This window comes from Parasphingorhabdus sp., assembly GCF_039968395.1.
GTDB lineage: Bacteria > Pseudomonadota > Alphaproteobacteria > Sphingomonadales > Sphingomonadaceae > Parasphingorhabdus.
In genome coordinates this window covers 487,667-508,475 of record NZ_JBDVPV010000002.1, presented here as the reverse complement: position 1 = coordinate 508,475, position 20,809 = coordinate 487,667, and the positions used below count along the sequence as shown (strand labels likewise).

At 54.5% G+C, this 20,809-nt stretch carries 19 protein-coding genes; 14 read left to right on the top strand and 5 right to left on the bottom strand.

The genetic code is table 11. The features are described from left to right. Positions 1-45 precede the first annotated feature (45 nt). Positions 46-2,616 carry a TonB-dependent receptor gene (locus tag ABJI30_RS06620; protein ID WP_348016395.1) on the bottom strand — a complete coding sequence of 857 codons (2,571 nt, stop codon included), beginning with the start codon at positions 2,614-2,616 and terminating at the stop codon, positions 46-48. Between the two features lie 236 nt (positions 2,617-2,852). Between ABJI30_RS06620 and ABJI30_RS06615 the strand changes: the two genes are divergently transcribed. From ABJI30_RS06615 to gpmA, 4 genes are all read left to right on the top strand, one after another. Then, positions 2,853-4,766 (top strand): DUF3604 domain-containing protein, encoded by a 1,914-nt coding sequence (locus tag ABJI30_RS06615; RefSeq protein ID WP_348016394.1) that lies wholly within the window; start codon positions 2,853-2,855, stop codon positions 4,764-4,766. Positions 4,767-4,784: 18 nt separating this feature from the next. After that, positions 4,785-5,609 carry a peptidylprolyl isomerase gene (locus tag ABJI30_RS06610; RefSeq protein ID WP_348016393.1) on the top strand — a complete coding sequence of 275 codons (825 nt, stop codon included), beginning with the start codon at positions 4,785-4,787 and terminating at the stop codon, positions 5,607-5,609. Further along, on the top strand, positions 5,606-6,583 hold the full coding sequence (locus tag ABJI30_RS06605) for a HupE/UreJ family protein (RefSeq protein WP_348016392.1): 978 nt from the start codon (positions 5,606-5,608) through the stop codon (positions 6,581-6,583). The genes ABJI30_RS06610 and ABJI30_RS06605 overlap by 4 nt, the downstream gene beginning before the upstream one ends. 68 nt (positions 6,584-6,651) lie before the next feature. Next, positions 6,652-7,338 carry a 2,3-diphosphoglycerate-dependent phosphoglycerate mutase gene (gene gpmA / locus ABJI30_RS06600; protein ID WP_348016391.1) on the top strand — a complete coding sequence of 229 codons (687 nt, stop codon included), beginning with the start codon at positions 6,652-6,654 and terminating at the stop codon, positions 7,336-7,338. Between the two features lie 9 nt (positions 7,339-7,347). Here the strand turns inward: gpmA and ABJI30_RS06595 are convergent, their stop codons facing one another. Continuing rightward, positions 7,348-7,926, bottom strand: coding sequence for a GGDEF domain-containing protein (locus tag ABJI30_RS06595; RefSeq protein WP_348016390.1), 579 nt, complete (start codon positions 7,924-7,926; stop codon positions 7,348-7,350). A 248-nt stretch (positions 7,927-8,174) separates the two neighbouring features. Here ABJI30_RS06595 and purE point away from each other — a divergent pair, with 248 nt between their 5' ends. The 9 genes from purE to ABJI30_RS06550 all read left to right on the top strand — a co-directional run bounded on the left by purE (position 8,175) and on the right by ABJI30_RS06550 (position 17,398). After that, positions 8,175-8,663: a 5-(carboxyamino)imidazole ribonucleotide mutase gene (gene purE / locus ABJI30_RS06590; RefSeq protein ID WP_348016389.1), complete on the top strand. Its 489-nt coding sequence runs from the start codon at positions 8,175-8,177 to the stop codon at positions 8,661-8,663. A 9-nt stretch (positions 8,664-8,672) separates the two neighbouring features. Further along, positions 8,673-9,743 (top strand): 5-(carboxyamino)imidazole ribonucleotide synthase, encoded by a 1,071-nt coding sequence (locus ABJI30_RS06585; protein ID WP_348016388.1) that lies wholly within the window; start codon positions 8,673-8,675, stop codon positions 9,741-9,743. Next, positions 9,743-10,237 carry a dihydrofolate reductase gene (locus tag ABJI30_RS06580; protein WP_348016387.1) on the top strand — a complete coding sequence of 165 codons (495 nt, stop codon included), beginning with the start codon at positions 9,743-9,745 and terminating at the stop codon, positions 10,235-10,237. The genes ABJI30_RS06585 and ABJI30_RS06580 overlap by 1 nt, the downstream gene beginning before the upstream one ends. Next, entirely contained in the window at positions 10,234-11,478 is a 1,245-nt protein-coding gene (locus ABJI30_RS06575; RefSeq protein WP_348016386.1) for a dipeptidase, read from the top strand. The genes ABJI30_RS06580 and ABJI30_RS06575 overlap by 4 nt, the downstream gene beginning before the upstream one ends. A 6-nt stretch (positions 11,479-11,484) precedes the next feature. After that, positions 11,485-12,408 (top strand): bifunctional riboflavin kinase/FAD synthetase, encoded by a 924-nt coding sequence (locus tag ABJI30_RS06570; RefSeq protein WP_348016385.1) that lies wholly within the window; start codon positions 11,485-11,487, stop codon positions 12,406-12,408. Continuing rightward, on the top strand, positions 12,405-13,388 hold the full coding sequence (locus ABJI30_RS06565) for a glycerophosphodiester phosphodiesterase family protein (RefSeq protein WP_348016384.1): 984 nt from the start codon (positions 12,405-12,407) through the stop codon (positions 13,386-13,388). Before ABJI30_RS06570 ends, ABJI30_RS06565 begins: the two co-directional genes overlap by 4 nt. Positions 13,389-13,461: 73 nt before the next feature. Further along, positions 13,462-16,404, top strand: coding sequence for an isoleucine--tRNA ligase (gene ileS, locus ABJI30_RS06560; RefSeq protein WP_348016383.1), 2,943 nt, complete (start codon positions 13,462-13,464; stop codon positions 16,402-16,404). After that, the gene (lspA, locus tag ABJI30_RS06555; protein WP_348016382.1) at positions 16,401-16,907 is read left to right on the top strand and encodes a signal peptidase II; all 507 of its coding nucleotides are present in this window, start codon (positions 16,401-16,403) and stop codon (positions 16,905-16,907) included. The genes ileS and lspA overlap by 4 nt, the downstream gene beginning before the upstream one ends. An 83-nt stretch (positions 16,908-16,990) precedes the next feature. Beyond that, on the top strand, positions 16,991-17,398 hold the full coding sequence (locus ABJI30_RS06550; RefSeq protein WP_348016381.1) for a DUF3035 domain-containing protein: 408 nt from the start codon (positions 16,991-16,993) through the stop codon (positions 17,396-17,398). A 33-nt stretch (positions 17,399-17,431) separates the two neighbouring features. Here ABJI30_RS06550 and ABJI30_RS06545 read toward each other — a convergent pair whose 3' ends face one another. Next, positions 17,432-17,896: a hypothetical protein gene (locus ABJI30_RS06545; protein ID WP_348016380.1), complete on the bottom strand. Its 465-nt coding sequence runs from the start codon at positions 17,894-17,896 to the stop codon at positions 17,432-17,434. A 172-nt stretch (positions 17,897-18,068) separates the two neighbouring features. Then, entirely contained in the window at positions 18,069-18,566 is a 498-nt protein-coding gene (locus ABJI30_RS06540) for an Lrp/AsnC family transcriptional regulator (RefSeq protein WP_348016379.1), read from the bottom strand. Positions 18,567-18,674: 108 nt separating this feature from the next. Between ABJI30_RS06540 and ABJI30_RS06535 the strand changes: the two genes are divergently transcribed. Further along, the gene (locus tag ABJI30_RS06535; protein WP_348016378.1) at positions 18,675-19,259 is read left to right on the top strand and encodes a LysE family translocator; all 585 of its coding nucleotides are present in this window, start codon (positions 18,675-18,677) and stop codon (positions 19,257-19,259) included. A gap of 57 nt (positions 19,260-19,316) precedes the next feature. On the opposite strand, the gene ABJI30_RS06530 is transcribed toward ABJI30_RS06535, so the two are convergent. Further along, positions 19,317-20,795, bottom strand: coding sequence for an aldehyde dehydrogenase (locus ABJI30_RS06530; protein WP_348025410.1), 1,479 nt, complete (start codon positions 20,793-20,795; stop codon positions 19,317-19,319). Between the last annotated feature and the right edge of the window lie 14 nt (positions 20,796-20,809).

Below are 20,809 nucleotides of genomic sequence, written 5' to 3'. Positions count from 1 at the left end.
GGCCCCTCCTTGTGGTGACGAAATGCCCCCAAATCTTTGATTGCCCTAGAACTTGCCGCGCAAGGTCAGGCCAAACATGCGTGGTTCCTGAATAAAGGCAGACCGTGATCCAGAACGAAGCACCGTGTTAAATGTAACACCGCGGGTTATCTCGTTGGTGAGATTGGTCACCCAGGCTTCGACACCCCACGCATCATCAATATCACCGATACCGGCGCGCATGTTGATCTTGATGTTACCATCCTGAATATCAAACGGCGTCAATGCGGTTGCCGCAGCTGCAGCCTGAACGCTTCCGGCCGCCGCAATCTGGGCTGCGGATGGAACAGAACTGGCCTGCGTTGAAGTCCGGCGATCACTTTCCATACGGATTTGACCGTTTACGAAGAACTTCAGGCTGTCGCCAAGGTCGCGATCATAGGTTGCGCCCATGATACCTACCCATTTCGGAGCATTGGTCAGCGAATTGCCGCACAGGTTCACAACGTTTGCAGAGGTCTGAGTACCTGCACAATTGCCGGGATATCTGGCATCCGTGTAAGTCAGGCCGCCGTTGATTGTGAAATTGTCGTCCGGACGGATGACAGTTTCCAGTTCAACACCAGTCGATTTCGCGACCGGCACGTTAAACGTCGTAAACTGCGCGCCGGTAAATTCCAGAACCTGGAAGTTCGAGAACTCCTCGTGGAAGCCAGCAACGTTCAATGTCACGGCATTGTCGATGAACTTCGCTTTCAGGCCAACTTCATACGCATCCACTTCTTCCGACAGGAAGCGCGGATCCGCGCCGCCGACAGCGGCGGTTGAATCGAGGTTGAACCCGCCTGACTTGTAGCCGTGGGTGAAGCTTGCATAGACCGTCACCGGTGATGCAAATTCATAGCTCACTTTACCGGTATAGATCAGCTCTTCATCTTCAAAATTGCTGTTGAAGCTGAGCGGCAGCGGAACAACGGCAGCCTGCGGAAGGTCTGCAGGAGCGGTAAATGCGAAACAACCCGTTCCGAACAAACCGGTTCCCAGAGCTGTGCCGATAGGCGGAGCCGGGGGAGCACCTGCTGGCGGGGCGCCAAGCAGATTGCTCAGGATCGCCGGGCAAAGCGCATTGTTGACGGAAGGCTGAGTGAAGCCACCATCTTTGCTTTCATCCGAATAGCGCAATCCCAATGTCAGTTTCAAACCCTGAGCGACTTCGAGCGTATTATGCGTAAACACCGACCAGCTTTTGCTGCTCTGTGTGTAGGCATTGGTTGCGCGCACAGTCGCGGGATCAACACCGCCAGAAAATAGCTGCAGTGGAGCCGGGCCAGCTGCGCCTCCAAACAAAGCACCGACCAAACCGTCATAATCCTGACCAAGGCCAAAATTCACAGTCTGGGAAATATCTTCATCGGAATAATAAGCACCGACCAGCCAGTCGAGAGCACCGTCCAGTGCCTCGCCTTGAACCCGCAATTCGTGCGTCATGGTGTCAATGGAAGTTCCTCCACCGGGAAGAACGTTGAAAACATCAAGACCGGAAAAGTCCGAGTCATAGGATTCCTGAGCGCTGAACTCGCGATAGGAACCGATATAAATGATGTCTGCATTGTCGCCGAGCGGAACTTCCACTTCGGCCGAAATGCCCCATTGGTCATTGGAGTTATCGGAAGGGAAGTTGAAGGTCGAAAGGCGATCGTCAACAGCCTGCTGTGCTGCAACCGTATCAAATGGCGTTTCGGCTGCATTCACACCCGACATACCGCCCCTTGCTCCCAAGCCTACGGCAGCAAACGATCCGTTTAACTCAACCGGCGAACGCAACACTTCCACGGCGCTACAGCAACTTGCAGTGCTCTTGGAATAATCGGCAATCAGACGTCCGCTGATACCACCTTCGGTTTCGAAACCGAGCTGGGCACGAACCAGGTACTGATCAGTCTCGTTCGAACGACCAATGTCATTTCCTGCGCCATCGAGGACGGTTACAAAACCATCGCGCTTGCGATAGGCACCGGTGACGCGAAGAGCCAGCGTATCTTCGATGATCGGCGCATTCACGGCACCCTGAACACTGATGTGATCAAAATTGCCATAAGTTGCGTTTACGAAACCGCCGAATTCATTCAGATCGGGGCGCTTGTTGGTGATGTTCAGCGCACCGGCAGAAGTATTCCGGCCAAACAGTGTGCCCTGGGGGCCGCGCAATACTTCGACACGTTCCACGTCAACAAATTCACCAAGTGCCACACCGGGGCGTGACTGGTAAGCGCCATCTACGAAAATACCGACAGCGGATTCAAAGCCAATATTGTTGGACGTTGTACCGACACCGCGAATACGCAGCACCACCGTACCCGACGCTGTCTGCGCGTTGGATGTCGAAAAGCTGGGGGATACGCTACCGATATTCTGAACGTTCACGACACCCTGTTGCTCGAGTTGAGCAGGGCTAACCGCGGTCACAGCGATAGGAATGTCCTGAACGTCTGCGGCACGGCGGGTTGCGGTCACGATGATGACATTTTCGTCAATCGTTTCTGTCGCACCCTGGTCCTGGGTATCTTGTGCAAAAACCGGTGTGGCCATTGCGGTGCTGCACATTGCAGCCATAACTATTCTATTGAGGGTTTTCATATTCATATTCTCCCGTTGAACGAGAGCCACATCGCTATTTGTCTCTATAAAAGGGGAGAGAAAATAGTCTTTTTTGCGGCCCTAACCCTTGCACAAGTCGTGCAATCAGATCATTAAATCAAGTTGCGAAGCGCAATTGATAACGAATATCTCAAAGCCGTTGTAAAAATGGCACAATTGATTTTCGCCCGAATTCGGGGAGAAACTGATCCGGTGATCAGGAGAGGGATGCAAAAATGATACGCAAATTTATGGGAATCACCACCGCTGCCATACTAATGGCAAGCTGTTCCGGCGCAGTTGGCGACAACGAAAACAAATCGGGTGCAGCCGCTTTGGCGCCAGGCGAAACAGCCGGCGAAGAGGCCAATCCGGATCGCAACGTCTATTTTGGCGATCTCCACATTCACACCCGCAACAGCTTTGATGCCTATATTTTCAACGTGCGCGCGACGCCGGAGGACGCTTATAAATTTGGCCTGGGTGAAACGGTCAGACATCCGGCCGGCTATGATCTGAAACTGGAAGGTCCGGCGCTCGACTTCATGGCTGTGACGGACCATGCGGCCTATCTGGGTCATCTTCCGGCAATGGATACTGAGGGCACTGAACTTTCAAAGCTCGACATTGCCAAGGATATGTTCAGCACCGATCCTGACAAGATCATCAATGCCTTTCAACTGATCGGTGGTGCCGTGCGGGATGGTCGCAAGATGGAGGGAGTGTTTGATCCCAAAATTGTTGGTGATGTCTGGAAGCAGACGATAGCCGCAGCGGACAAATATAATGATCCCGGCAAGTTCACGACATTCACCGCCTATGAATATACGGCGGTCAGAACCACCCGGGGGGCAGATGGCGGCTTTGCCGGCGGAAATCTGCATCGCAATGTCGTATTCCGGAGCAGCGCGCCAGACATGCCATTCGCAACCGTCGATTCAACCAATCCCGAAGACCTGTGGAGCTGGATGGACGAACAGCGCAGTGCAGGTCATGACGTGCTATCCATCCCGCACAACAGCAATGTTTCCGACGGCGAAATGTTCAAGATGGAAACCTATAAGGGCGCACCGCTGACCAAGGCTTATGCGGACAAGCGGATGCGGAACGAACCGATTGTCGAGATCACCCAGGTCAAAGGCACGTCGGAAACACATCCTTCCCTGTCGCCCAATGATGAATGGGCAGATTTCGGGATCTACGAATATCTGCTGTCTTCGGAAGTCAAATCGAAAACCGCAACCGGTGATTATGTCCGGCAGGCTTTTGGCAACGGAATGCTGTTGCAGGACAGCATCAACGCCAATCCCTTCCAGTTCGGACTGATCGGTTCTTCTGACACGCATGTTGTTGGCGGATCATTTGACGAGAAAAATTTCTGGTCGAAAATCGGCGTTGTGGATGGCACACCGGAAGCACGCGGATCCATTCCCCCTGGCGGCAAGAAAAGCTGGGACGGGGTGACGGTTGATCCGCGCGCGGCCAACTGGTTCTCGCGCTGGGGCGCGTCAGGCTATGCAGCCGTCTGGGCCGAAGAAAACACGCGCGAGGCGATTTTTGACGCGATGCGGCGCAAGGAAACCTATGCCACCACCGGAACCCGGATGAAGCTGCGCTTCTTTGGTGGATTCGGTTTTGATGAAACGATGCTCGATGATCCGAACATGGTGCGCAAGGCCTATACCGGCGGTGTGCCGATGGGCGGCGATCTGATCGGCAAGGGAGAAACGCCCGGATTTATCATTTGGGCCATGCGCGATGCGATGAGCGCACCGCTGCAACGCCTTCAGGTGGTGAAAGTCTGGACCAGCGGCGGCAGGGTGAACGAAAAGGTTTTCGACGTCGCCTGCAGCGATGGCGGTGCGGTAGACAGTAATTTCCGCTGCCCGGACAATGGCGCGAAAGTGGATTTGACCGACTGCTCGATTTCAGATGACAAAGGGGCACCGGAACTGAAGACATTCTGGCGCGATCCGGAATTTCAAGCCGGTCAACGGGCGTCTTATTATGTTCGCGTGCTGGAAAATCCGGTATGCCGCTGGTCAACCTGGGACGCATTGCGCGCCGGGGTCACCCCCAATCCGGCATTGCAGAAGACCATACAGGAACGCGCATGGTCTTCGCCAATCTGGTACGTTCCCACGACCTGATCTGACGGAAGCACTTCAGTGAAAATATTCCGTGATCCTGTCGCGCATTTCATCCTGATCGGGCTGATGCTGATTGCCGTCAATCATTTCTGGACGACATGGCAGGGTGAACAGGGGCGAACCATAGAAGTCAGCAGCGAAGAATTGGCACGTCTGGAGAAGCTGTGGGCCAATACCGCTGGCCGGCTGCCGACTGGTGAGGATCGGCAGATGATCATTGACCAGTTCGTTCAGGACGAAGTGCTGATGCGGGAGGCAAAACGCTTGGGACTGGATGACAATGACATAATCATTCACCGGCGCCTTGCCCAGAAAATGGACTTTCTGATTGCCGACAACCTGATTGATGACCCCACGGATGCAGAACTCAAGCTGTGGTTTGACGAGAACCGGGATCAATTCGCTGCCAGCGAACGTCGCAGTTTCCGCCATGTCTATTTCAGCCCCGAACGGCACGGTGATCGCATTGAAAATGTAGCGCGGACCGCACTGGATCAGATGAAGGCAGGTGCCGACTGGAAAGCGATGGGAGATCCTTTCATTCAGAAACGCAGCTATGCCGCTGTTCCGCAAAGTGAAGTGACACGCCTGTTCGGACCTGAATTCGCGGAAAGCATATTCCGGCTTCCCGTCAATGAATGGAGCGCGCCGCTGGGTTCCGCTTATGGCTTGCACCTGGTGCGGATTGAAACCGTGGATGCTGCTGCAGAGGCCGAACTGGAACCTATCAAACTGCAGGTGACGGATGCCTGGCGCGAACAGAAAGCGGCAGCTGCCAAACAGGACGCCGTGCAGAAATTGGTGAGCGGTTATACGGTGATTGTCGAGGGCGAAAACAATTGACTGCGCTTCGCGCTTTCCTGATCGTTTTTCTGGTCGCAACGATTGTTGTGGACCCCCCTGCTCAGGCGCACGAGATTCGTCCGGCAGCTTTGACATTGCGGGAACAGGCGGATGGCCTTGTCCGGGTTGAGTGGAAACAACCCATACTCGATGGCCGGAAACTGAAAATGCGACCCGTCTTGCCCGAACAGTGCCCCGTTGCAAAAACAACCCGGCAGATCCTGTCCGGCAATGCTGTAGTGGAAAGCTGGTCGACGAAATGCGTGCTCGACAAGGGAGCAGTCTCTATCGAGGGACTGGATCAGACGCTCACGGATGTTTTTGTACAGATTCACTATCCGAACGGCACACAGCGAACAGAGATCCTTCGTCCGGCCAGTACTTCGTTCCAGCTCGAACAGACCCAAAGCTCTCCTGCGGCGACATATTTGCGCATTGGTGCAGAGCATATGCTGTTCGGTTGGGATCATTTGCTTTTCGTTCTCGGATTGCTGCTGCTCACTCCGGTTCGTCAGTTGCTCTGGGTCATTACCGCATTCACCCTGGGCCACAGCATCACACTGGCAATAGTTGCACTGGGTTTGTTCACCCTGCCCAGCGGCCCGGTCGAATTGCTCATCGCCCTCTCGATTCTATTTCTTGCCGTAGAGGTTGTGCGCAAGCATCAGGGCAAAACCAGCATCACGATCCGCAAACCCTGGCTCATTTCGCTCGCCTTCGGGCTGCTCCACGGCTTGGGCTTTGCAGGTGCGCTCGCAGAAATCGGATTGCCGGCAGGCTCGGAGATTCTGGCATTGCTGCTGTTCAATCTTGGCGTTGAGCTCGGTCAGATCATATTTGTGGCGATGCTGTTGCTTATCATCTGGTGCCTGCACAAAACATCCCTCGATCAGATGAAATGGGTGGAACGCCCGGCGCTCTATCTGGTCGGCGGGCTCGGTGCCTTCTATACCTTGACCCGGATCCTGCCCTGACAGTTCTCTCTTGGCGGCCTGATCGATCATCGCTAGAGAAACTTCGAAACACTTATACAGGACATATCATGCCCCAACTCATTCTTCTTCGTCACGGACAGTCTCAGTGGAATCTGGAAAATCGCTTCACCGGTTGGTGGGATGTCGATGTGACGGACAAGGGCATTGACGAAGCACGTGCTGCAGGCCGGCTGATGAAAGAAAAAAACATCAGACCAGACCTTTGTTTTACCAGCTTGCAAAGCCGGGCGATCAAGACCCTCAATCTCGCTTTGGAAGAAATGGACCGGCTATGGCTTCCGGTGGAAAAAAACTATCGCCTTAATGAACGTCACTATGGCGGACTTACCGGCCTCAACAAGCAGGAAACCCGGGATCAGCATGGCGACGAACAGGTCCATATCTGGCGACGCAGCTTTGACACGCCGCCTCCCCCCATGGCGGCGGACAGCGAATATCAAATGACGTCCGATCCGCGCTATGCCGGAATAGAAGTCCCTGCAACAGAAAGTCTGAAAGATACGATCGCGCGGGTTCTGCCTTATTGGAAAAGCCGGATTGCCACAGAATTGCAGAATGACAAATGCGTGTTGATATCTGCGCACGGCAATAGTCTGCGCGCGCTGGTCAAGCATCTTTCAAACATTTCGGATGACGAAATCACAGGACTGGAGATACCAACCGGTCAGCCGATCATCTACGAGCTTGACGACAGCCTCGCTGAAATCGAGCGCTATTATCTGTCCGAGAGATAATTTGCCCGGCTAGTCCGCGCCCTTGGTTGCATACATCGCTGCATCGGCGCGCGACAGCAATTCTGTGACCGTGTCTCGCGGTCCGACGAAACAATAACCGATCGCAACGCGAAGCGGGATCTGCTCGCTCTCATGCTGGACATGTGCGCTGGCGAACCGCTCCAGCAGAAAAGCAATCTTGTTTTCCACGTGATCGGCGTCGAGATTGTCCAGCAGCATAGCGAATTCATCTCCGCCAATCCGTGCAGCCAGATCCGATTGCCGGATGTAAGTGCGCAGAAGCTGGGCAAGGTGGGCCAGAATCAAATCACCGGCGCCATGTCCATGCGCATCATTGATTTTCTTTAAATTATTCACATCCAGAAACAGCAGTGCACTGGTGTCTCCATAGCGCAAACACCGGGTAACCCGATTTTCCAGAGCTTTGATAAAATGACGACGGTTGGGCAACCCCGTCAGGACGTCGTGATGCGCCATCTGTTCCATCTCTTGCAAGCGCGATTCAAGATGCCGAATCTCGTTCTGCAATTCCTCGCAATTTTCACACTCTTTCATGGCGCCCTGATGGCGCGACTTGTCATCGCTCACAACGCGTATCCTTTGGATGATACCATTATTTACTTATATATATCGCGACGTATTATTGTTATTCTTGGTCATCTACAGTCAAAAAAATGTAACGCAAGTCCTGTCTACTTTTGTCAATTTGATCTTCATTTGTTTGATCATTTGATTCGACCCGCCAGGTAGCGCAATTAGTGGGCATGATTGCGCATTGCACCCGCTGCAATTCATGGCTAAACAAATTTGCTTCCGGAACACTTTCAGGCAGGCATATGAACGAAGCAAATCCGAAAATCGGGATCATCATGGGCAGTCAGTCCGACTGGGCCACGATGCGTCTCGGATCCGAGATACTCGAATCTCTGAATGTGACTCATGAAGTCAGGATCGTGTCTGCGCACAGAACGCCGGATCGCATGGTGGCCTACGCAAAATCTGCGGCGGAGCGGGGATTGAAAGCGATCATCGCCGGGGCCGGAGGTGCTGCGCATCTGCCAGGGATGGTCGCCGCAATGACACGCGTCCCGGTGCTGGGCGTGCCGATCCAGTCCAAAGCGTTGAGCGGGATGGACAGTCTGCTGTCGATCGCGCAAATGCCCGCGGGCATTCCGGTCGGTACGCTGGCGATTGGCGAAGCCGGCGCAAAAAACGCAGCTTTGCTCGCTGCAGCAATACTGGCGAACCAAGATTCTGATCTTGCGGAGCGGCTTGATGCCTGGCGCGCAGCGCAAAGCGAAGCCGTCGCTGATCAACCGGAATAGAATGCAATCATGACCCCGCTTCCTCCTGGCTCGACCATCGGAATATTAGGCGGCGGACAATTGGGCCGCATGCTCGGCATGGCCGCCGCACAGCTCGGATATCGCTGCCATATTTATGCACCGGATCCCGATAGTGTCGCCGCTGAAGTCGCCGCAGAATTTACGCGCGCGCAGAATAATGACATCTCCGCGCTGACTGCTTTTGCAGATAGCTGCGATGTCCTCACGTTCGAATTTGAAAATGTGCCGGTCGATCCGCTGCATGAGATTGAGGAGCTCGCTCCGCTGCACCCGCCGGTCGGCGCTCTGGATATCGCGCAAAACCGGATTGCGGAGAAAAACTATGCACGCGAATTGGGCGGAAGCACCGCTCCTTTTGCTGAAGTTACCGACCTCGAAACGCTTGCACAGGCAATTGACGAGGTGGGAACGCCGGCCATATTGAAGACCATACGCATGGGCTATGACGGCAAGGGCCAGGCGCGGATCAAGGCGGGTGATGATCTCGGCCAGCATTGGGATATGGTGGATCAGCAGCCTTGCGTCGCAGAAGGCTTTGTCGAGTTTGATCATGAATTTTCGGTCATTCTCGTCCGGGCGCAAGACGGAGAGATCCGATTTTGGGACACGCCATGGAATGTCCATGAGAACGGCATATTGGCGATATCTTCCGCCCCGGCCCCGCCTGAAATACTGGCGCTGCAGGAGACTGCCCAGGCACTGGCGGCCAAAATGGCGGACGCGATGAGTTATGTTGGCGTGCTGACCTGCGAGTTTTTCGCAACCGCCGACGGACCCGTGTTCAATGAAATGGCCCCGCGCGTGCACAATAGCGGGCACTGGACCATCGAAGGCGCCATAACCAGCCAGTTTGAAAACCACATTCGGGCGATTTGCGGACTCCCGCTCGGGGACACAGGTCTGGCGGCAAAAAGAGTAGAGATGCACAATCTGATCGGCAAACAGGCTGACAACTGGCCGGCACTTCTGGCCGATGGTCAAAATCACCTCCATCTCTACGGCAAGGGCGCATCGCGTCCGGGCCGAAAAATGGGCCATGTGACGAAATTGTTCTTTTGATGGACCATCCTGAAATCATCCTGATCCTGGCCCGGGCGGATAACGACGTCATTGGCAAAGATGGGGCATTGCCCTGGCATCTTCCGGCCGATTTGCGCCGGTTTAAATCCCTGAGCCAGGGCAAGCCCATGATCATGGGACGCAAGACATTTGAAAGCTTGCCGGGCATCCTGCCGGGGAGACGGCATATCGTGCTGACTCGCGACAAAAAATGGGAAGCCGACAGTGCCGAAGTCGCACATGATCTCGATAGTGCCATTCGGACCGCCAACGCCCCGCATATTGTTGTCATAGGTGGCGCAGAAATCTATCGTCTGTTTCTGCCGCTCGCGGACCGGATCGAAATAACCGAAGTTCATGCACAGGCAGAGGGGGATACAAAACTGGACGATTTTGATCTGTCGGACTTTGCCGAAATTTTCCGCGAACACCACGTCGCCGACGAGCCGCGGCCTCCCTTTTCATTCGTCACACTCACACGGAACAAGCCATGAAAAAATTCCTGATTTCTGTTGTGGTTTTGCTGGTCGTCGCGGCAGCTGCATTTTTTATATTCTCGCCCGCCATTTTCGAGAAGCAGACCAATATGATCGACGGCGAGCCTTTGCCGGAAATCACCGCAGAGGCTCAAAAACTGCATGACAGCCTGATGATCGTCGACCTTCACAGCGATACGCTATTGTGGAAACGCAAGATTACCGACAGCGTTGATTATGGTCACATGGATCTGGAACGTCTGCAGGCGGGCAATGTTGGCTTGCAAATATTTTCCAGCGTGACGAAAACGCCAAAGGGGCAGAATTACGACAGCAACAGCGCTGAAACCGACAATATCACCACATTGGTTATCGCCCAATTGCAACCCACCCGCACCTGGTTTTCAATATTCGAACGGGGATTGTGGCACGCCGAAAAACTGCGCGTCGCTGTAGCGGATTCCGATGGAGCGCTGGCCGCTGTCAAAGTTCCCGAAAATGTAGATGACCTGCTGCAAGCCCGCTCCGGAACCAACAAGCCGATTGGCGTGCTGTTCTCTGCCGAAGGATTGCAAACGCTGGAAGGCAAACGTGAAAATCTCGAGAAATTTTATAACGCCGGCATGCGAATGGCCGGGCTGGTCCATTTCTTTGACAACGAACTGGCAGGCTCGATGCATGGCGAGAAAAAAGGCGGACTGACCGACTTCGGACGTGAGATAGTGCGCGACATGGAAGAAATGGGGATGATTGTGGACATAGCGCATTCCAGCCATGCGACGGTCGCCGAGGTCCTGAAAATGGCGCGCCGGCCGGTCGTATCGAGCCATGGCGGCGTACAGGCCGTGTGCGGTGTGAATCGCAATCTTACGGATGAAGAAATTCAGGGAGTCGCGGCAACGGGCGGAATCATCGGGCTTGGTTATTGGGATGGGGCCATGTGCAACACCAATCCCGAAACAGTTGCCAAGGCGGTCATTCATGTGCGGGATCTCGTTGGTATCGAACATGCTGCTCTGGGCAGTGATTTCGACGGCGCTGTAACCACTCGCTTTGACACCAGCGGGATTGTGCATGTGACACAGGCATTGATGGAGGCGGGCTTGAGCGAAACGGAAATCCGTGCCGTCATGGGCGGCAACGCCATACGGGTTTTGAAACAGGGATTGATCCCGCTGCGCCAACTTGCTGATTCGGCGGAGGATGACCCGGAACAATCAAAACAAGCGGTTGATCAACCGGACAAATCTGGCCAATAGCCCTTCATGACACGACTGAGCGGAAATGACCGGATAGAAGGCGACCTGCGCGGTGCAATTATTGCACTGGGCAATTTTGACGGCTTTCACAAGGGGCATCAGGCGGTGGCACAAGTGGCAATTGACTGGGCCCGTGCCGAAGGCCGCCCCGAAATCATCGCGACATTCGACCCGCATCCGGTGCGCCATTTTCAGCCCGATGCACCGGCATTTCGCCTGACCACTCTGGATCAGCGCGAGCGGCTGTTTGATGAGGCCGGTGCCAGTGCGATGCTGGTGTTTGAATTTGGAGCCGAGCTGGCCGGCACAACGGCAGAAGATTTTATCGGCAAGTTGCTGGTCGAGCGATTTGGCGCGGCGGGCATCGTGACCGGCGAGGATTTTACCTTTGGCAAGGGCCGCGGCGGCAATGTCGACGTCATGCGCGAGTTGGGCGAACCGCTTGGCCTGTCGACCAAAGCCGTTGGCCCGGTCAGTGATGACAGTGAAGTTATCTCGTCCAGCCGCATCCGCGATGCATTGAAGGCAGGTGACTGCGAAACTGCCAACAGCTTGCTTACGCGGCCTTTTGCGATTGAAGGCACCGTGGTTCATGGCGACAAAAATGGCCGCAAGCTCGGCTATCCCACCGCCAATATCGACATGGACCACTATCTGCGTCCGAAATACGGGATCTATGCTGTCAAAGGCCGTTTGCCGGATGGACGCGTTGTCAAAGGCGCTGCCAATCTGGGCATCCGGCCGACCTTCGATCCGCCCAAGGAATTGCTCGAGCCCTATTTTTTTGATTTTGCCGAAGACCTTTATGGTCAGACCATTGAAGTGGAACTCCATCACTTCCTGCGCGGTGAACAGAAATTCGATGATCTCGACGCGCTCAAGGTGCAGATGGAAAAAGACTGCGCCAAGGCCGCGGACATGCTTGCATGAAGAAAAAACTGTTGTGGGGCATTGGCAGTCTGTGGATGGTGATTGTCATGGTGCTGTTGCTCAACAGTTCACGCTGGGCACCCGATCCGGAGGGGCGCGTCAAGATGATCGCTCATCGCGGTGTCCACCATATCTATGACCCCGCCGGGGTGGGCCGGGATGATTGCACTGCCATCCGCATGCTTCCCGGTCAGGAAGAACGCGAGATTTTTGAAAATACCATCCATTCCATCCGCGCAGCGGTTGGCGCCAAAGCGGATATGGTCGAGGTTGATGTCGCTCCGACCAAAGACGGTAAAATGGTGCTGTTTCATGACTGGACCGTTGACTGCCGGACGGATGGGAAAGGCAATACACGCGACCTGACGCTGGCAGAGTTGCAGGCTCTGGATGTCGGCTATGGATATTCGTCCGACGGCGGAAAGACATTTCCTCTGCGCGGCAAGGGTGTAGGCAAGATCCCGACTGTCGAACAAGCCATTGCTTCGGAAACGTTCAAGCCGTTCCTGTTCAATTTCAAAAACAACAACCCCGATGAGGCCGATCAGCTCTTTGCCATCCTGAAAGCCGCAGGCCGTGATGCTCTGGCCGAAGGCGATGGATTTTACGGTGCGGAGGCGCCGGTGCAGCGAATGAAAGACCTGATCCCCGGCACCTGGGCCTGGTCAAAACCTGGCGTCAAGGCCTGTACCCGGGATTACGCCTGGATGGGCTGGTTCGGGATCACACCTGACAGCTGCAGGAACGGCACGTTGGTGGTGCCCCTCGACAAACAGTGGATATTCTCCGGTTGGCCGAACCGCACCACCGCTCGCATGGAAGCCGTAGGCGCGCGCACGCTGATTATCGGACCAATGAACGACCGCGAATCCACGCGCGGCCTGACCCATGGCAACCAGCTGGCGGACATTCCAAACAGCTTTAACGGCTATGTGATGGTCGAGGATATCAGCAAGGTTGGACCGGCACTTATTCGCTAGCGGATATCACCGGTTTGGCGCGGGCGAAATCGCGCTTGCGCCCGCGCGCTCCCTCGCCTAATCCGCTTCGATTATGACCGATGAAGCTCCAGACTATAAAGATACGGTTTTCCTGCCGAAAACCGATTTCCCGATGAAAGCCGGCCTTGCAAACAAGGAACCGGGCATTTTGGAGCGCTGGCAGAATATTGGGCTGTACGAGAAACTGCGCGCCGCCCGCGACGGGCAGGAAAAGTTCATTTTCCACGACGGCCCGCCTTATGCCAATGGCAATATCCATATCGGTCACAGCCTCAACAAGACGCTGAAGGATCTGGTCGTCCGCTCGCAGAATATGCTGGGCAAGGATGCACCGTTCGTACCCGGCTGGGATTGTCACGGGCTGCCGATCGAATGGAAGATCGAGGAACAATACCGGAAGAAAAAGCGTAACAAGGACGAGGTCCCGGCGAGCGAATTCCGCGCCGAGTGCCGCGAATATGCGGACAATTGGGTCAATGTGCAGCGCGAGGAGTTTAAACGCCTCGGCATTTTGGCGCAGTGGGACAAGCCCTATCTGACGATGGATTATGACGCCGAGGCAGCCATTGTCGCGGAGCTGTTGAAATTCGCCGAAGCAGGGCAGCTCTATCGCGGTGCAAAACCAGTGATGTGGTCGCCGGTGGAAAAGACAGCACTGGCCGAGGCCGAAGTCGAGTATGAGGATATTACGTCCACACAGATTGATGTGGCGTTTGAGATTGTGGATAGTCCAATCCAAGCCCTTGTTGGGGGTGTTTTCGCAGTTATTTGGACAACCACGCCTTGGACAATACCTGTGAACCAAGCGATCGCCTTTGGCGCTGATATTGAATACGAATTAGTTGATCTTCACTGCGCAAGCGGCTCTCATCCGCTCGATTGCGCGAAATTGTTGATCGCAAAAGAGCTGGTTGATCAAGTGCTTGCTCGATTGAAAGTTCAGATTTCTGATGACCTTGAACTCTCGCCAATTGAAACTTTCAAGGGATCAGAACTTGTCGGTACAATAGCCAAACACCCGATGGTGGACAAGTTCCCGGACAGCGAGTTCTATACCAAGCCGCGTCCGTTTCTTGACGGTTCGCACTTCGTCACCACCGAAGCGGGGACTGGACTTGTCCATATGGCGCCCGATCATGGCGAGGATGATTTTGATCTCTGCAAGGCCAATGGCATCAACCCGGTATTCGCAGTCGATGCCGATGGCGTCTATCGCGATGACTGGGACTGGCTGCCGCGCGGCGATGAGCGTGCAGGCGGGGTGATCAACAAGAAATTTGTCAGCAGCGCCGGACCGATTTGCGAAGATTTGCGCGCAGCCGGTGCATTGCTGTCCGCCAGCGATGATTTCCAGCACAGCTATCCGCATAGCTGGCGCTCGAAAGCCAAGATCATCTATCGCTGCACCCCGCAATGGTTTGTGCCGATGGACTCTCCTTTGTCGGCCCCACAAACCGTTCGTGCTGAGCCTTTCGAAGCACAGCTGGCGAACGACCAAGACCCTTCGACAAGCTCAGGGCGAACGGAGTTGGAAATCGGAAGTGCGGTTGGCATCAACGCAACCCTTCGCGAAATCGCGCTCGACGAAATCCGGAACAAAGTGCGCTTTGTTCCGGAACGCGGCCGGCGCCGTCTGGAATCCATGGTCGAGGGACGTCCCGACTGGGTGCTCAGCCGCCAGCGTGCATGGGGCGTACCGATAGCGCTGTATGTCGATCGCAAGACGGGCGAATATCTCAATGACCCGGCGGTCAACGAACGCATCATTGCGGCTTTCAAGACCGGCGGGGCCGATGCCTGGTTCGACGCCGATCATCAGCAATTTCTCGGCAATGACCACAAGCTCGACGACTATGAAGTGATCACCGACATTCTCGACGTCTGGTTCGACAGTGGTTGCACGCACAGCTTCGTGCTCGAAAGCGGCAAATGGCCGGATCATCAGACTCCCGCCGATCTCTATCTCGAAGGCAGCGACCAGCATCGCGGCTGGTTCCAGAGCAGTCTTCTCGAAAGCTGCGGTACCAGAGGCCGGGCGCCCTACAAGGCCGTGCTGACCCACGGCATGACGCTGGACAAAAACGGCAAGAAAATGTCGAAGTCGCTCGGCAACACGCTCGACCCGCAAAAGATTATCAACGTCAATGGTGCAGACATCCTGCGCCTGTGGGCCGCGAGTGTCGACTTTACCGAAGATCACCGGATCGGCGACGAGATCCTCAAAGGCGTCACCGACAGCTATCGCAAATTGCGCAATACCTTCCGCTATATGCTCGGCGGGCTTGGTGATTTTCAGGATAGCGAGCGGGTGGCTGTGGCCGACATGCCCGAGCTGGAGCGCTATATTCTCCACCGCCTGGCCGAAGTCGACGCCGAGCTGAAGCAGCATGTGAACGACTTTGCCTTCGGTCCCTATATCCGGACACTGACGGCTTTCGCGCAGGACGATCTCAGCGCCTTCTTCTTCGATATCCGCAAGGACTGTCTCTATTGCGACGCGCCCGATGATCCCAAGCGCATGGCCTACCGTACGGTGATGGACATCCTTTTCCACGCGCTGACCCGCTATATCGCACCGGTACTGGTCTTCACTGCAGAGGAAATCTGGCAAAGCCGCTTCCCGGACGCGAATGATTCTATTCACTTGAAGGTTTGGCCCGAAGTCGATGGCGGATGGTCGGACGAAGCACTGGCGGCCAAGTGGGCGGACATTCGCACTGCCCGGATCAGCGTCACCGAAGCGATCGAACCATTGCGCCGGGAAAAGACCATCCGTTCCAGTCTCGAGGCGGAAGTCACTTATCCGTTGGCCGATTTGCCAGTCGATGCAGATGAGTTTGCCGAGCTTTGCATTGTCGCCGGTGTCACCGATGGCAACGAGATCAAGGTAACCAAAACAGGCCACCACAAATGCGGTCGCTGCTGGCGCCTGCTGCCCGACGTGGAAGAGGACGGCGCATTATGCGATCGTTGTGACGAGGTATTGAGCGCATGACCAACGCCGTGAAAAAATACCGTATCATCGGTCTGGTTATTGCAGCGCTGATCTTCATTACCGATCAATTCAGCAAATATATGATCATGTTTCCGCTTGATCTGAGGGCCAAGGGTCAAATTGTGCTGCTGCCCTTTTTCAATCTGACATGGGCGGAAAACTACGGCGTATCCATGGGCATGCTCACCGCCTCCAGCGATTTTCAGCGCTGGGCACTGGTGGCCCTGACCGGGCTGATTGCCTGTGCCGTATTGATCTGGATGTTCCGGGAAACCGCGAAATGGGATATCTTGGCACTTTCACTGGTCTTGGGCGGCGCGCTGGGCAATATTGTTGACCGCGCTATGCATGGCTATGTCGTTGATTTCCTGGATTTGCATATCGGGGGTTTTCGCCCGTTTCTGATTTTCAACGTGGCAGATGCCTGTATCAGTATCGGCGTCGTGATCCTGCTTGCGCGCGCACTGTTATTGCGCGACAAGTCGACAGAGGCTAGTGACTAGACAAATGACATTCAGCTTGGTGAAAGTTGAATTATGACAAAGAGCGGTGCAACAAGCTCCGCAAGTTTTTGAGGGAATGGAATATGCGTAAATCAATGATTGGCCTCAGCCTGGTATCGCTGGCCGGACTGTCGGCATGCGGCTCATCTGGCCTGTTTGACCGTGACCGCCCCGATGAATTTGCGGTATCGCGGCAGCCTCCTTTGGTTATTCCGCCCGATTTTTCGCTAACCCCGCCTCAGCCGGGCCAACCTCGTCCCCAAACCGGCGGTATCCAGCAACAAACATTGCAGGCGATGTTTGGCGGAGCGCAGACACGCAGCGTAACCGAAGCCGCGATTGTCGGTCAGGCTGGCGATTCCGATGCGGGTATCCGGTCATCTGTAGGTGATCCGGGAACCTATACAGTCGACAAAGGCAGCGTCACCCGCGACATCATAGCCGCACCCGAAGGCGACGGCCAAAATGCTCAGGCTGCGACGCCGGAATAACCAAGGCGGACGGTTGATACGAAGCTAGTGAAATCAACCTCCGTTGCATTTTGGCTGCGTTATTTTCGCGTCTTCTTTCAGAAATGAAAATTGAATTACCGAACAACCGCCGTCGTCAGCGATTGGCAAGTTAGCGTTATCTTCAAGCCAATAACGATTGCCAGCCTTTTGAGAGAAGATTTTTTTGTAGTCGAGCAAACAATTGGGGTATCGATCTTTGCGATCTGCGCAATAGTCTTCGATTCCGTCCTTAAAATGCTGATAGTCGGCTTCGGAAAGGCTTGGAAGTGTGTAGAGAATTTCGACATCCCCATTACTGTTGTAAGCATAAAATTTCGCATAATCTTCGAGTTTAAACTCACCTTTGGATGGAAGAACTACCTGACCTTCTATGACGTCCATTAAATCACTATGGGGATTGCTACATCCAATCATGAAGATGATTGGAATGAGAACAAGGCGATGCCTTAGACAAAAATTTGCGGCGCGGTTCTTCAAGGCAACGTCCCAATTTTTATCAGGCTACCTGCATTTCAAATTTCGATCAATTTGCAATTCTGTTTTGGTGCCCGCTTCCGCACCCATTGCCGACATTGGTGCGATCGCAACTCAACCGATCCGAACTTTGCTGGCTAGATGCATGCAATAAATTCGCCACATCTATCCTGTCCTAATCCAGTGCAGCCTGGGGCCCACGTTCCAACAAGGTGGTCAGAACGACGTGGCTGCGCGTATTGGTGACATCGCCAAACCCGCGCATCCGGACCAAAAGCTCGTCGAGACCATGGGCGTCTTGGCATCGGGCCTTTACCAAAAGGCAGGAATCTCCGGCGACACTGTGCACTTCTTCAACATCGGCATCTGCATGCAGTCCGGCAAAATTCTCTCTGGCTCTGGCGCCGGTGTAGTTCACATGAATGAAAGCCAGAAACGGGCGTCCGATTTTGGTGCCGTCGACACTGATTGTGCTTTTCCTGATGACACCCGCGGCCTTCATTTTCTTGACCCGTTCATGGACCGCTGGCGCCGACAGATGCACTTTTGCGCCGAGATCGGAATAGGATTGAGACGAATCCGCGGTCAGTGCGGTTAACAATTTTCGGTCCGTATCGTCGAGGACCAGCTCAGATGACCGTTTTTGGTGAATGCTATTCGTATCCTTGTTCATAAGTCAAAATATCCTTTATGATGAATCATGTTAGGCATAGTATATTTTTTGTCAAACAATATTCAGTTGAAAGGATTGTCGATGGAACTGGGAATCTACTTGGTCTTTATGTTTACCACCGCAGTCGTGATTTTTGTTCCAGGCCCCGCGGCCATCGCTATCGCAGCCCAGGGAGCAGGCAATGGCCACAAGCGCGCTACCTTTGGCGTATTTGGCGTGGCAGCGGCCAATGCCGTATATTTTATATTGTCGGCCACCGGCATCGCATCGCTGCTGATCGCATCGTCCTTTATCTTTGGCGTGATTAAATGGGTTGGTGTCGCTTATCTGGTTTATCTCGGTCTATCGGCAATTTTCAGCAAATCCGGCGGTATCCAATTCGCATCTGGCAAACTGCAGTCCGGTCTGTCGCTATTTGGCAAAGGCTTTGTCGTCGAATTTGCGAACCCAAAGGCGCTGTTATATTTCGCGGCAATTCTGCCCCAGTTTCTCGATGTCTCAAAACCGATTATCCCCCAAATTCTGATCATGGGCGGAACGACAGTTGTGCTCGATCTGATCTCGTACAGCATATACGCCTATGCCGGCGACCGGTTGACGAGTGGACGGGTAAAAGAATGGATTGTCCGACTGATCAATCGCATCGCCGGTGGTGCTCTGTTGCTGGCAGGAGCTCGGATGGCGAGTGTCTAGGCGATTATCTGGGGTTTAGACAATTATACAGAGAGCTTGAATCCATATCTCCGGGATTCACTCGTCCAGCGCTCCGTCCAGCATCACAGTCTTGGGTTCAAGATAGGGCAGCAGGCCTTTCAATCCCCCTTCCCGTCCCAGACCGGATTGTTTGAAGCCACCAAATGAAATGGCAAAGCTGGCCTTCATTCCGTTCTGACCGAACGTACCGGTGCGCACTTGCCGCGCGACCTCATATGCTTTGGCGTTGTCATTTGTATAAACCGCTCCCGCCAGACCAAAGGGCGAATCATTGGCAATCCGTATGGCATCTTCTTCCCCATCACACGGGATGACGCATAACACCGGGCCAAAAATTTCCTCCTGGGCGATCGCCATCTTGTTATCGACATTGGCAAAAACCGTCGGTTCAAAATAATATCCCTGTTTCAGGTGCGCGGGTCGTTTCCCGCCGGTCGCCAGTGTCGCGCCTTCCGCAACGCCCGTTGCGATATATCCCTCGATCTTTTCAATCTGGGACTTCATGGTTATCGGACCAAGCCGGGTCTCGGGATCATAAGGATTGCCAACTGTAATGGCTTCGACGGCTGTCACAAGATGCGCCACAAACTCATCGTGACGATCCCGGGATATGATGATTCGGGTAAGCGCCGCGCAGTTTTGGCCATTGAGCACGGTTATGGCTCCAGCGAGATTTTCCGCAGCTGTTTTCAAATCATAATCGTCCAGCACAATAGCCGCTGATTTGCCCCCGAGTTCCAGCGTGACCCGCGCAATGCGATCCGCACAGACGGCGGCTATCCGTTTTCCTGTCGCCACGCTTCCCGTGAAGCTAACCTTGTCGACATGCTGATGGCGAACCAGATGATCAGACGCATCCCGGTCGGCTACAAGCAGGTTTATCACACCTTCGGGAAAGCCCGCTTCATCCGCGCATTCTGCCATCAGGTAAGCCTCAACCGGAGTTTGTGGTGCCGGTTTCATGATCACGGTGCAACCTGCCACCAATGCGGGGCCAATTTTCGTCATCATCGATGCCAGCGGTGCATTCCAGGGCGCAATGGCCGCGACCACGCCGACAGGCTCGTGCACCAGCATATTGCCGCCATTTTCAGGCGGATGCTGCTCGATGAAGGGAAAGGAGCTGGCTTGCTCGATCGATCGATCTATTGTCGACACAGAATATTCCAGCGACTGAGCGGCCATTGAAGGTATCACACCCGTTGTTTCGATCCACGAGGTTGCAAAGTCATCGGAATGTCTACGCAATATTGTCGCAAAGCGTTCCAGAATTCCGGCGCGCTCCAGCGGTGTCATGCGCGGCCACGGTCCGTTCTCGAATGCCTGATGCGCTGCATCGACAGCACAGTCGATATCTTCAATAGCTGCATCCGCGACCTGACATATCGTTTCTTCGGTGATCGGAGATATCACATCCAAAAGACGGTCTGTGGATGGCGTGACCCATTTGCCCCCAATGTAGAATTTACCGAAGTTGGAGCGATTGATCATTTGAGCTCGCGATGTGGGATTCATATCTTATCCTGCAA